The following is a 12,669-nucleotide window of genomic DNA, read 5'->3' as shown; positions in this document are numbered from 1 at the left end:
GTCTTAACTGACTGGCATTAGGCCAGATGCCCCCTTACGGCTATTGGTTGGTATAGATCTGGTCAAACACCCCACCATCATTGAAGTGGGTCTTCTGCACGGTACGCCAGTCACCGAAGGTTTTCTCCACCGACAGGAAGTCCACTTTCGGGAAGCGGTCGGTGTACTTGGCCAGTACCGTCGCATCACGCGGGCGCAGGTAGTTGTTGGCGGCGATCTCCTGGGCTGCGGGTGACCACAGGTACTTCAGGTATTCCTCGGCCACGGCCTGGGTGCCTTTTCTGGCCACCACCTTGTCGACCACCGTCACCGGTGGCTCGGCTTCGGCCGATACGCTTGGGTAGACCACTTCGAACTGGTCGCGGCCGAACTCGCGGGCGATCATCTCGGCTTCGTTCTCGAAGGTGACCAGCACGTCACCGATCTGGTTGGTCATGAACGTGGTGGTGGCGGCACGGCCACCGGTGTCCAGCACGGGTGCCTGTTTGAACAGCTTGCCGACGAAGTCGCGGGCTTTGCTTTCATCGCCGCCTTGCTTGAGTACGTAGCCCCAGGCCGACAGGTAGGTATAGCGGCCATTACCCGAGGTTTTCGGGTTGGGCACGATCACCTGGACACCGTCCTTGAGCAGGTCGGGCCAGTCTTTGAGGGCTTTCGGGTTGCCCTTGCGCACGATGAACACAGTGGCCGAGGTGAACGGCGCGCTGTTGTTCGGCAGGCGGGTTACCCAGTTGTCGGGCACCAGCTTGCCATTGTCGGCCAGGGCGTTGATGTCGGTGGCCATGTTCATGGTGATGACATCGGCCGGCAGGCCATCGATCACTGCACGGGCCTGCTTGCTCGAGCCGCCGAAGGACATCTGCACGTTGACCTTCTCGTTGTGCTCGGCTTCCCAGTGCTTCTGGAAGGCCGGGTTGTAGTCCTTGTAGAAGTCGCGCATCACGTCGTAGGAAACGTTGAGCAGGGTGGGGGCGGCCTGGGCGAGGTTGCCCAGGGCCAGGCCTGCGGCGAGCAGCGAGGCGGTGAAGAGTTTTTTCACGTTGCTTCCTTGTTCTTGAAGGGTGTTGGGGCAGATTGCCAGCGACTATAGCGGGTGGGTTTATACGGGTTAAAGAACAAAAAATGCTTTGGTTATGCTTCTGCCTGTGCCGGCCTCTTCGCGGGTGAACCCGCTCCTACAGGGACCGCGCACGGTCCGGGCCTGTTGTAGGGGCGGGCTCACCCGCGAAGAGGCCGGCGCAGGCGCTGTCACGCTTTGGGAAACAACCCATTCCCACAGCGAGAACAGAACGCCGCCCCATGCTCGTGGGTCTTCTTGTGGCAGGTCGGGCAATCATGCTGCAGCTGCTCCCCTCGCATGGCATTGGCCAGCTCGGCGGTGAAGATGCCGGTCGGCACGGCAATGATCGAGTAACCGGTAATCATCACCAGCGACGACAGCACCTGCCCCAGCGGGGTCTTCGGCACGATGTCGCCAAAGCCCACGGTGGTCAGGGTAACGATGGCCCAGTAGATGCCTTTGGGGATGCTGGTAAAACCATGCTCAGGCCCTTCGATCACGTACATCAGCGTGCCGAACACTGTCACCAGCGTCGATACCGTCACCAGGAACACGATGATCTTCTGCTTGCTGCCGCGTAGCGCCTCCATCAGGTAATGGGCCTGCTTGAGGTACGGGCTGAGCTTGAGTACACGGAAGATCCGCAGCATCCGGATGACCCGGATGATGAGCAGGTACTGGGCGTCGCTGTAGTACAGCGCGAGGATCCCCGGCACGATCGCCAGTAAATCGACCAGGCCGTAGAAACTGAAGGCATAGCGCAGCGGCTTGGGCGAGCAGTACAGGCGGGTGATGTATTCGGCCAGGAAGATCGCGGTAAAGCCCCACTCGATGCCGGCCAGCAGGCCGGCGTAGCCTTGGTGCACCTCGTCGATGCTGTCGAGGATCACCGTGACCAGGCTGGCCAGGATGATCAGCAACAGGATCTTGTCGAAGCGGCGACCGGCTACGGTGTCGGTCTGGAAGACGATGACGAAGAGCCGCTCGCGCAGGCTCGCTGGGTTGTTCATTGGCTCGTTCCACAAAAGCGATGGGCTGAGCCTAGGGGTTGCGTATCAGCCGTGCAAGCGGCTGGCGTTGCGCTGCCTGGGTTGCGCCAGGTGACTGCCCAAGTGCATCAGCCAGCAGGCGGCAACGAAGGGGGCGGTCAGGCCAGGCACTGGCAGCAGCTTGAACAGCGGTTGCAACAGCAGGGCCAACGCTATCGCCAGCAGCGTTACCCAAGGTTTTTCACCTTGCCTGCTGAAGGCCAGTGCCGCCAGTGCGCCATTGAAGCCATACAAACCCAGCCACGCTCCCTGTGCCTGGTCGGCGAGCAACGCCACCCCGCCGCCAATGGCCGAGCCGATCACCGCCCACAGCGCCGCATAGGGATTGGCGATGAACATGCCGACGATGATCAGCAACCCGGCCAAGGGCTGGTCGAGCAGGAAGATCTGGCCCACGCCGCGGGCCAACGCGTACAGCGGGTCAGCTTCGACGAAGCCGCTGGGCGAGGGGCTGACGACTAGCAGTGTGCCCCAGCCCAGCAGCACGAATGGCGCGGTATAGGCGACCAGCAACTTGCCGCCTCGCTTGCGCCACTGGTGGGTGATGATGCTGGACAGGCCGCCGGCGGCGATGATCAGTGGTGGAAGGATGGCCGACCAGGGCAGTACGGCGCTGATCAGAATGCCGATCAGTACGCCGTTGTAGCAGTAAAGCCCGGCCTGGCGATCGGCACGGTCATAGCCGCGTGCCTGGGCGGTGAGCAGGCCGGCCAGGGCGCCAAGCAGCGCGCCGCCGACCAGGTTGGGTGCGGTCAGCAAGATGGCCAGCAGGCAGCACAGGCCGCACAGGGGGTTGCGCAGCAGCAGCACCTGGCTGAAGCCGTTGAGTAACGCCGTGGCCCAGTCGGGGCACGGGTTGACGAAATTTTTGGTGTACATGGGGCAGTCAGTGAGGTTGATGGGGGAGCGGTGGGCCTCTTTGGGCCTCGGTTTTCCGCGGTCGGGTAGAGCGGTATTCGGGGAGGGCTTTGCCCTCCAATCGCGACACAAGGCCGCTCCCACAGGGATTGCATTCCCTTGTGCCAGCGTGGCCCTGTGGGAGCGGCCTTGTGTCGCGAAAGGGGCGCAACGCGCCCCCGGCAATCTCAGATCAAAGTCTCGATCCGCAGCGTGTTAGTCGTACCCGGCTTGCCGAAAGGCACGCCAGCGGTGATCAGCAGCGTGTCGCCACGGTTGGCCATGCCTTGCGCCTGGGCAATCTCCAGGGCAGTGGAAACCACCTCGTCCACCTGACGCAGGCGGTCGTTGACCACCGAATGCACACCCCAAGCCACGCTGAGGCGGCGTGCGGTGTTCAGGTTCGGCGTCAGGTTGAGGATCGGTGCCCGTGGCCGCTCGCGTGCCGCGCGCAGGGTCGAGGCACCCGACTCGCTGTAGTTGACCAGCACCGCCACTGGCAGGATGCCGCTGATGCGGCGGATCGCGCAGCTGATGGCGTCCGACACGGTGGCCTCGGCCTTTGGCCGGCCGACGTCGAGCTGGGCCTGGTAGTCCGGGCCGTTCTCAACCTGGCGGATGATCTTGCTCATCATCTGCACGGCTTCCAGCGGGTAATCACCCGAGGCGGTTTCGGCCGACAGCATCACTGCATCGGCACCTTCGGCCACCGCGTTGGCCACGTCGGTGACTTCGGCACGGGTTGGCGCTGGCGAGAAACGCATCGACTCGAGCATCTGCGTGGCCACCACCACGGGTTTGCCCAGCTGGCGGCAGGTGCCGATGATGCGCTTCTGGATCTGCGGCACGCTCTCGGCCGGTACTTCCACGCCCAGGTCACCACGGGCCACCATGATCGCGTCTGCCAGCTCGGCGATGGCTTGCAGTTGCTCGACGGCCGATGGTTTCTCGATCTTGGCCATCAGGTAGGCGCGGTCGCCAATCAGCTGGCGCGCTTCGACGATGTCCTCAGGGCGCTGCACGAACGACAGGGCGACCCAGTCCACACCCAGCTCCAGGCCAAAGGCCAGGTCGCGGCGGTCTTTTTCGGTGAGCGGGGAGAGGTCGAGCACCGCTTGCGGTACGTTGACGCCCTTACGGTCGGAAAGCTCGCCACCGTTCAGCACCTCGGTGTCAATCGCGTCGCTGTGCTTGGCGGTCACGCGCAGGCGCAGTTTGCCGTCGTCCAGCAGCAGGTCCATGCCGGGCTCGAGGGCGGCGATGATTTCGGGGTGCGGCAGGTTGACCCGGCGGCTGTCGCCCGGGGTTTTGTCCAGGTCCAGGCGCAGGGCCTGCCCGCGTTGCAACTGCACTTTGCCTTCGGCGAAGCGGCCAACGCGCAGCTTCGGCCCTTGCAGGTCCATGAGGATGCCCAGCGGGTAGTTCAGTTGCTGCTCGACTTCGCGGATCCACTGGTAGCGCAGGGCGTGGTCGGCATGCTCGCCATGGCTGAAGTTGAGGCGAAAGATGTTCACCCCGGCTTCGACCAGCTGGCGGATATCGTCGATGCCGTTTATCGCAGGGCCAAGGGTGGCGAGGATCTTAACTTTTTTATCAGGCGTCATGATTGGGCAGTCTCGAGGATCAGGATGGCGCGGAAGTCGTTGACGTTGGTGCGGGTCGGTTCGGTGACGATCAGCGCCTCCAGCGCGGCGAAGTAGCCGTAGCCGTTGTTGTTGTCCAGCTCGTCGCTGGCCGACAGGCCCAAGGCTTCGGCGCTGGCGTAGCTGGCCGGGGTCATGAAGGCGCCGGCGTTTTCTTCCGAGCCATCGATGCCGTCGGTGTCACCGGCCAGGGCGTACACGCCCGGCAGGCCTTTCAGGCTTTCGGTGAGGCTGAGCAGGAACTCGGCGTTGCGCCCGCCACGGCCATTGCCGCGCACGGTCACGGTGGTTTCGCCACCCGACAGGATCACGCAGGGCGCTTTGAGCGGCTGGCCGTGCTGAACGATTTGCCGGGCGATACCGGCATGCACCTTGGCCACTTCGCGCGATTCACCTTCCAGGTCGCCGAGGATCAGCGGGCTGAAACCGGCCTGACGGGCTTTGACCGCGGCGGCCTCGAGCGACTGCTGGGGTTTGGCGATCAACTGGAAGTGGCTGCGGGCCAGGGCCGGATCATCGGCCTTGACGGTTTCCGAGGCCGGGTTGTTCAGCCAGTCGATGACCGCTTTGGGCGCTTCGATGTTGTAGCGTTTGAGGATGGCCAGGGCGTCGGCCGAGGTGCTCGGGTCGGCCACGGTGGGGCCGGAAGCGATGACCGTGGCGAGGTCGCCCGGTACATCGGAAATGGCATAGGTGTAGACCGTGGCCGGCCAGCAGGCCTTGGCCAGGCGCCCGCCCTTGATCGCCGAGAGGTGCTTGCGCACACAGTTCATCTCGCCGATGGTGGCGCCGGATTTCAGCAGTGCCTTGTTGATCTGCTGCTTGTCGGCCAGGGTCAGGCCTTCGGCAGGCAGGGCCAGCAGCGCCGAGCCACCGCCAGACAGCAGGAAGATGACGCGGTCTTCTTCGTTGAGGTTGCTGACCAGTTCCAGCACGCGCTTGGCCACAGCCAGGCCGGCAGCGTCCGGGACCGGGTGGGCGGCTTCGACCACCTCGATCTTCTGGCAGTTGGCGCCGTGGCCGTAACGGGTCACGACCAGGCCGGAGACTTCGCCCTGCCAGCTTTTCTCGACCACTTCGGCCATGGCAGCTGCGGCCTTGCCGGCGCCGATGACGATAACCCGGCCGCTGCGATCGGCGGGCAGGTAGGGTTCGAGGACTTGACGGGGGTGGGCGGCGGCGATGGCTGTGTCGAACAGTTCGCGGAGAAGTTTTTGCGGATCGACCGACATGGCAGGCTCCCAATTATTGTTGTTCTGCAGAATCAAAAACGCCCCTGGAACTGCCTCCGTGCAGGCCGAACCAGGGGCGGGTGTTGCTCGATGCCACCATTGGGCCTGTGGTCGCAGGTTCAACGGCGTTGGCTTCTTCGCGGACAAGCCCCGCTCCTACATGCACAGCTCTGAGCGATTGTGCGGTCTTTGGTAGGAGCGGGTTTACCCGCGAAGAGGCCAGTGAAGGCTAAAAACGACTTATTTGTCGTCGCGGATCGAGAAGTTGGCCATGTGCTCCAGGCCTTTGATCAGCGCCGAGTGGTCCCAGTTGCCGCCACCCAGTGCCTGGCAGGTGTTGAACACTTGCTGGGCATTGGAGGTGTTGGGCAGGTTGATGCCCAGTTCCTTGGCGCCTTGCAGGGCCAGGTTCAGGTCCTTCTGGTGCAGGTTGATGCGGAAGCCTGGGTCGAAGGTGCCCTTGATCATGCGCTCGGCGTGCACTTCGAGGATTTTCGACGAAGCAAAGCCGCCCATCAGTGCTTCACGCACCTTGGCAGGGTCGGCGCCGTTCTTGGCGGCGAACAGCAGGGCTTCGGCCACGGCCTGGATGTTCAGGGCGACAATGATCTGGTTGGCGACCTTGGCGGTCTGGCCGTCACCGTTGCCACCGACCCGGGTAATGTTCTTGCCCATGGCTTCGAACAGCGGCAGGGTGCGCTCGAAGGCGTTCGGGCAGCCACCGACCATGATGCTCAGGGTCGCGGCCTTGGCGCCGACTTCACCACCGGACACTGGGGCGTCCAGGTAGGCGGCACCGGTAGCCTTGATTTTTTCGGCGAAGGCTTTGGTAGCGGTAGGGGAGATCGAGCTCATGTCGATCACCACCTTGTTCGGGCCAACACCTTCGGCCACGCCGTTTTCACCGAACAGGACGCTTTCGACCTGCGGGGTGTCGGGAACCATGACGATGATGAATTCGGCTTCCTGGGCAACTTCTTTCGGGTTGGCCAGGGCCACGGCACCGGCGGCGATCAGGTCGGCTGGCGCGGCGTCGTGGTGGGTGGAAACGAAGATGCTGTGACCTGCTTTTTGCAGGTTCTGGGCCATGGGCTTGCCCATGATGCCGGTGCCGATGAAACCGATTTTAGCCATGAGAGATTACCTCGTTGTATTTGTTGAATCTCGATGGAGCAGGCTGCACAGGCCCGTTGTTGGACACAGAATTCTGTGGGAGCGGGCTTACCCGCGAAAGCGGCAGTGAAGCCAACGTCGCATTCGCGGGTGAACCCGCTCCTACAGGGTCAGGCATGTGTCACAGGACCTCGATCAGCCTTAGATTGCGTTGTGGGTTTTCAGCCAGCCCAGGCCTGCTTCGGTAGTAGTCTTGGGCTTGTACTCCGCGCCCACCCAGCCCTGGTAGCCAATGCGGTCCAGGTGTTCGAACAGGAAGCGGTAGTTGATCTCGCCGGTGCCTGGTTCATTGCGGCCGGGGTTGTCGGCCAGCTGGATGTGGTTGATCAGTTTCAGGTTGGCTTCCATGGTGCGAGCCAGGTCACCTTCCATGATCTGCATGTGGTAGATGTCGTATTGCAGGAACAGGTTGTCGCTGCCCACCTCGGCCTGGATTTCCAGGGCCTGCTGGGTGGTGTTCAGGTAGAAGCCTGGGATGTCGCGGGTGTTGATCATTTCCATGACCAGGCGAATACCGGCGCCCTTGAGCTTGTCAGCGGCGTAGCGCAGGTTCTCGACGAAGGTCTTGCGCACGGTAGCGCAGTCCGGGCCTTGTGGGCGGATGCCGGCCAGGGCGTTGACCTGGGTGTTGCCCAGCACCTTGGCGTATTCGATGGCCTTGTCGACACCCGCGCGGAATTCCTCGACGCGGTCAGGGTGGCAGGTGATACCGCGCTCACCTTTGGCCCAGTCGCCGGCCGGCAGGTTGAACAGCACCTGGGTCAGGCCGTTGGCCTCCAGCTGCTGCTTGATTTCAGCTGCGCTGAAGTCATAGGGGAACAGGTATTCGACGCCGCTGAAACCAGCATCGGCGGCAGCCTTGAAGCGGGCCAGGAAGTCCTGTTCGGTGAACAGCATGGACAGGTTGGCAGCGAAGCGAGGCATGAGTTGTCTCCTTGCGATGAAGGCCCCCAGAGCGTGCCTGGGGGCGTCAGGCGATCAGTCCAGCAGCGAGATGGCGGTTGGCGCGTCGTTGCCGACCAGGGCCAGGTCTTCGAACTCGTTGACCGCGTTGATCTCGGTGCCCATGGAAATGTTGGTCACACGCTCGAGAATCACTTCAACCACCACCGGCACGCGGAACTCTTCGGCCATCTTCTGTGCCTTGATCAGGGCAGGGGCGATTTCTGCTGGCTCGAACACACGGATGGCCTTGCAACCCAGGCCTTCGACCACGGCGACGTGGTCGACACCGTAGGTGGCAGCGTCGGTCGAGTTGATGTTCTCGAACGCCAGTTGTACACAGTAATCCATGTCGAAGCCACGCTGCGCCTGGCGGATCAGGCCCAGGTAGGCGTTGTTGACCAGCACGTGCACGTACGGCAGGTTGAACTGTGCACCCACCGCCAGTTCTTCGATCATGAACTGGAAGTCGTAGTCACCGGACAGCGCCACAACCTTGCGCTTCGGATCGGCTTTGACCACGCCCAGCGCAGCAGGGATGGTCCAGCCCAGCGGGCCGGCCTGGCCGCAGTTGATCCAGTGGCGAGGCTTGTACACATGCAGGAACTGCGCGCCGGCAATCTGCGACAGGCCGATGGTGCTGACGTAGCAGGTGTCCTTGCCGAATACCTGGTTCATTTCTTCGTAGACGCGCTGCGGCTTGACCGGCACGTTGTCGAAGTGGGTCTTGCGCTGCAGGCTCGACTTGCGCTCCTGGCACTCTTCCAGCCAGGCCTTGCGGCACTTGAGCTTGCCGGCCGCTTTCCACTCGCGGGCCACTTCCAGGAACACGTCCAGTGCCTTGCCAGCATCGGAAACGATGCCCAGGTCCGGGGTGAACACGCGGCCGATCTGGGTCGGTTCGATATCGACATGCACGAACTTGCGGCCTTCGGTGTAGACATCGACGGAACCGGTGTGGCGGTTGGCCCAGCGGTTACCGATACCGAATACCAGGTCGGACTTCAGCAGGGTTGCGTTGCCATAGCGGTGCGAGGTCTGCAGGCCAACCATGCCGACCATCTGGGCGTGGTCGTCCGGGATGGTGCCCCAGCCCATCAGGGTCGGGATCACGGGTACGCCGGTCAGTTCGGCGAATTCGACCAGCTTGTCGCTGGCGTCGGCGTTGATGATGCCGCCACCGGCTACCAGCAGTGGGCGCTCGGCGTCATTGAGCAGGGCCAGGGCTTTCTCGGCCTGTACGCGGGTGGCGGATGGCTTGTTGACTGCCAGTGGTTCGTAGGCATCGATGTCGAATTCGATTTCGGCCATCTGCACGTCGAACGGCAGGTCGATCAGCACCGGGCCTGGGCGGCCGGTACGCATTTCATAGAAGGCCTTCTGGAAGGCGTAAGGCACCTGGCCTGGCTCCAGAACGGTGGTCGCCCACTTGGTCACTGGCTTGACGATGTTGGTGATGTCGACAGCCTGGAAGTCTTCCTTGTGCAGGCGGGCACGTGGCGCCTGGCCAGTGATGCACAGAATCGGGATGGAGTCGGCCGAGGCGCTGTACAGGCCGGTGACCATGTCGGTGCCGGCAGGGCCGGAAGTGCCGATGCACACACCGATGTTGCCCGGGTTGGCGCGGGTGTAGCCCTCGGCCATGTGCGAGGCACCTTCGACGTGACGAGCGAGGACGTGATCGATGCCACCGACTTTCTTCAGGGCCGAATACAACGGGTTGATGGCAGCCCCCGGGATGCCGAACGCGGTATCTACACCTTCACGGCGCATGACCAGAACGGCTGCATCGATTGCTCTCATTTTGCTCATGGTTTGTGCCTCATCGATTTTGTAATTGTATACAACTTGCTTTGCGACAGAGTGTATTCACGCCTGGCGGCTCAGGTCAATGGGTTTTCATCGGGTGGGCTCGCTTTCGTCAAAGCGGCCGTGAAAACGGCTATTTGCGCCATCGCATACGATCGTTTCAAAATATTGTATACAAAAATACATCTCGTTGTGTTCTATTTGCTCTATCGGTTTTCAACTGCCCTTAGGGCTTCTCACAACAAGAAGAGGACCTTTCCATGAACGTCTTGAACCTGAAAATCGCTGTCAGCCTGGTAAACGCCGCACTGGCGGCAGGCCGCAAGATCAACGCCGCGCCACTGACCGTTGCGGTGCTGGATGCCGGCGGGCACCTGCTGGCGTTGCAGCGTGAGGATGGCGCGAGCCTGATTCGGCCTGAAGTGGCCACTGGCAAAGCCTGGGGTGCGATTGCCTTGGGCAAGGGGTCGCGCTTGCTGGCGCTGGATGCGCAGCAGCGGCCGGCTTTTTTTGCCGCGTTGAACGGGATGGGTGAGCGGCCGGTGGTGCCGGCGCCAGGTGGGGTGCTGATTCGTGATCAGGACGGCAAGGTGCTGGGTGCCGTGGGGATCAGCGGCGATACGTCGGATATCGACGAGCAGTGTGCGATCAGTGCGATCGAGGAGGTGGGGTTGCGGGCAGATGCCGGGGTAGCGGCGTAAGGCTCAAGTCAGCTGGGGCCGCTTTGCGGCCCATTCGCGACACAAGGCCCCACAAGGACTGCGCCAGGCTTTAGATGTGTACGGCGACTTTCAGGGCTTCCAGCGCCGGCTCGACCTTGATGCCCAGCGCTGCACCCAGCTCCATTACCCAGGGTTGATGGGCGGGTTTGCGGTGATGATGTTTCTCGACACTGCGCTGGGCTGAGGCTGAACACCGGCCTGTGGGAGCGGCCTTGTGTCGCGAAAGGGCCGCGAAGCGGCCCCGGCATTATTTGCATCGACGCTGAAACCCCGGGGCTGCTGTGCAGCCCTTTCGCGACGCAAGGCCGCTCCCACAGGGATCGCGCCAGCTTTCAGAAACTGAGCAAGACAGTTGCTCCCACAGGGGCGTGCGACCCCAGTGGAATGCGGTCCCCATTGGCCATGTCAGGCCACCTCTGGCTCACAACCCTTGAGCACCATGCGGATAATGGTTTCGGCCGCCGCGTCATAATCACTGTCGGCCAGCTTGGCCTTGCCGGTCACCGCAGAAATCTGCCAGTCGAAGTCGGCATAGGTCTGGGTCGCCGCCCAGATGCTGAACATCAGGTGGTGCGCATCCACATGGGCGATCTGCCCGCGGTCGATCCAGCGCTGGATGCACTCGATGTTGTGCCGGGCCTGCTCGTTCAACTGCTCTACCTGGTTTGCTGACAGGTGCGGCGCGCCATGCATGATCTCGCTGGCGAACACCTTGGACGCATGGGGCAGGTCACGCGAAATGCGAATTTTCGAACGAATGTACGCACTCAGCACTTCCTTCGGGTCGCCGTCTGCATTGAACGGCGTGGATGCCTGCATGATCGGCGCGATGATGCTTTCCAGGACCTCGCGGTAAAGGTTGTCCTTGGACTTGAAGTAGTAGTACACGTTCGGCTTGGGCAGGCCGGCCTTGGCCGCGATATCGCTGGTCTTGGTGGCGGCGAAGCCCTTGTCGGCGAATTCCTCGCTGGCCGCGCGCAGGATCAATTCCTTGTTGCGCTCGCGAATGGTGCTCATGGTCAGGGATCTTCCTCGTGTCTGGCCACCTCTAAGGGGGATCGGGCATGGTAGCACCGGGGTCGACGGGCGCTCAAGGCAGCGGCTTTGGGCTAGAATCCGGCACATTGACTTATTTGGATACAAGCAAACATGGCAGGAAGCAGTCTACTGGTACTGATCGACGACATCGCCACGCTGCTGGATGACGTCTCGCTAATGACCAAAGTCGCGGCGAAAAAGACAGCGGGTGTGCTGGGTGATGACCTGGCGCTGAATGCCCAGCAGGTCACCGGCGTGCGCGCCGATCGCGAACTTCCGGTCGTGTGGGCGGTGGCCAAGGGGTCGTTCGTCAACAAGGCGATCCTGGTTCCGGCCGCGCTGCTGATCAGTGCGTTCATACCGTGGGCGGTTACGCCGTTGTTGATGCTGGGTGGCGCGTTCCTGTGCTTCGAGGGTTTCGAGAAGCTGGCGCACAAGTTCCTGCACAGCAAGGATGAGGACGACGCGCAGCACAAGGCTCGACAGCAAGCCGTGGCGGACGCCAATGTCGACCTGGTGGCCTTCGAGAAGGCCAAGATCAAGGGCGCGGTGCGCACCGACTTCATCCTGTCGGCCGAGATCATTGCCATTACCTTGGGGATAGTGGCGGATACGCCGCTGCCGCAACAGATCATCGTGCTCTCGGGCATAGCCATTGTCATGACCATCGGGGTATACGGGCTGGTCGGCGGCATCGTCAAGCTCGACGACCTGGGGCTGTGGATGACCACGAAGGCCTCGCGTCTGGCTCAGTTGGTTGGCAACGGCATCCTCCGGGCTGCGCCCTACATGATGAAGAGCCTGTCGGTGATTGGTACTGCGGCGATGTTCCTGGTAGGGGGTGGGATCCTGGTGCATGGCATCGAGCCGCTGCATCATGCCATCGAGGCGTTCAGCGAAGGGCGTGGCGGGGCGTTGACCGGGGCGTTGCTCAACGGCGGGGCCGGAGTCATCGCAGGTGCTGTGGTGCTGGCGGTGGTAAGCGTTGCGGGGAAATTGTGGCGGGCGGTTCGGCCAGCCAATTGAGGCGTGTGGCCGGGGCTTTGCCCCGGTTCGCAGGTGAACCCGCTCCTACAGGGAATTGCTTGTTTCTGCAGGAACGGG

Annotated in this window: 12 protein-coding genes; 3 read left to right on the top strand and 9 right to left on the bottom strand. The window is 62.5% G+C overall.

Translation table 11 applies throughout. The annotated features are described in order from the left end of the window. Window positions 1-40: 40 nt before the first annotated feature. The 8 genes from ACNQP3_RS20175 to gcl all read right to left on the bottom strand — a co-directional run bounded on the left by ACNQP3_RS20175 (window position 41) and on the right by gcl (window position 9,808). Window positions 41-1,039 carry a sulfate ABC transporter substrate-binding protein gene (locus tag ACNQP3_RS20175; RefSeq protein ID WP_014590189.1) on the bottom strand — a complete coding sequence of 333 codons (999 nt, stop codon included), beginning with the start codon at window positions 1,037-1,039 and terminating at the stop codon, window positions 41-43. Between the two features lie 209 nt (window positions 1,040-1,248). Further along, the gene (locus ACNQP3_RS20170) at window positions 1,249-2,070 is read right to left on the bottom strand and encodes an ion transporter (protein ID WP_012051670.1); all 822 of its coding nucleotides are present in this window, start codon (window positions 2,068-2,070) and stop codon (window positions 1,249-1,251) included. Window positions 2,071-2,115: 45 nt separating this feature from the next. Next, a complete protein-coding gene (locus tag ACNQP3_RS20165; protein ID WP_264316391.1) occupies window positions 2,116-2,988 on the bottom strand; it encodes an urea transporter in 873 nt (290 codons plus the stop codon). A gap of 206 nt (window positions 2,989-3,194) precedes the next feature. Continuing rightward, window positions 3,195-4,610, bottom strand: a complete 1,416-nt coding sequence (pyk, locus tag ACNQP3_RS20160) for a pyruvate kinase (protein ID WP_264316390.1) — start codon at window positions 4,608-4,610, stop codon at window positions 3,195-3,197. Next, window positions 4,607-5,881: a glycerate kinase type-2 family protein gene (locus ACNQP3_RS20155; RefSeq protein ID WP_264316389.1), complete on the bottom strand. Its 1,275-nt coding sequence runs from the start codon at window positions 5,879-5,881 to the stop codon at window positions 4,607-4,609. The genes pyk and ACNQP3_RS20155 overlap by 4 nt, the downstream gene beginning before the upstream one ends. A gap of 240 nt (window positions 5,882-6,121) precedes the next feature. Further along, window positions 6,122-7,015, bottom strand: coding sequence for a 2-hydroxy-3-oxopropionate reductase (locus ACNQP3_RS20150; RefSeq protein WP_014590194.1), 894 nt, complete (start codon window positions 7,013-7,015; stop codon window positions 6,122-6,124). Between the two features lie 180 nt (window positions 7,016-7,195). Next, window positions 7,196-7,978: a hydroxypyruvate isomerase gene (hyi, locus tag ACNQP3_RS20145; protein ID WP_003254346.1), complete on the bottom strand. Its 783-nt coding sequence runs from the start codon at window positions 7,976-7,978 to the stop codon at window positions 7,196-7,198. A 54-nt stretch (window positions 7,979-8,032) separates the two neighbouring features. Next, window positions 8,033-9,808, bottom strand: coding sequence for a glyoxylate carboligase (gene gcl, locus ACNQP3_RS20140; protein ID WP_003254345.1), 1,776 nt, complete (start codon window positions 9,806-9,808; stop codon window positions 8,033-8,035). Window positions 9,809-10,065: 257 nt separating this feature from the next. Here gcl and ACNQP3_RS20135 point away from each other — a divergent pair, with 257 nt between their 5' ends. Both ACNQP3_RS20135 and ACNQP3_RS20130 read left to right on the top strand, forming a co-directional pair. Continuing rightward, window positions 10,066-10,506 (top strand): GlcG/HbpS family heme-binding protein, encoded by a 441-nt coding sequence (locus ACNQP3_RS20135; protein ID WP_003254344.1) that lies wholly within the window; start codon window positions 10,066-10,068, stop codon window positions 10,504-10,506. 76 nt (window positions 10,507-10,582) lie between these two features. Next, window positions 10,583-10,711 (top strand): hypothetical protein, encoded by a 129-nt coding sequence (locus ACNQP3_RS20130; RefSeq protein ID WP_014754328.1) that lies wholly within the window; start codon window positions 10,583-10,585, stop codon window positions 10,709-10,711. A gap of 221 nt (window positions 10,712-10,932) precedes the next feature. Here ACNQP3_RS20130 and ACNQP3_RS20125 read toward each other — a convergent pair whose 3' ends face one another. After that, on the bottom strand, window positions 10,933-11,544 hold the full coding sequence (locus ACNQP3_RS20125; RefSeq protein ID WP_003254343.1) for a TetR/AcrR family transcriptional regulator: 612 nt from the start codon (window positions 11,542-11,544) through the stop codon (window positions 10,933-10,935). A gap of 132 nt (window positions 11,545-11,676) precedes the next feature. On the opposite strand from ACNQP3_RS20125, the gene ACNQP3_RS20120 reads away from it, so the two are divergent. Continuing rightward, window positions 11,677-12,591, top strand: a complete 915-nt coding sequence (locus tag ACNQP3_RS20120) for a DUF808 domain-containing protein (protein WP_004576920.1) — start codon at window positions 11,677-11,679, stop codon at window positions 12,589-12,591. Window positions 12,592-12,669: the final 78 nt, after the last annotated feature.

It is taken from the genome of Pseudomonas sp. LFS074, assembly GCF_047978165.1.
Taxonomy (GTDB): domain Bacteria; phylum Pseudomonadota; class Gammaproteobacteria; order Pseudomonadales; family Pseudomonadaceae; genus Aquipseudomonas; species Aquipseudomonas putida_P.
Note: the sequence above shows the minus strand (reverse complement) of the source record. Positions and strands in the feature narration are given on the sequence as shown.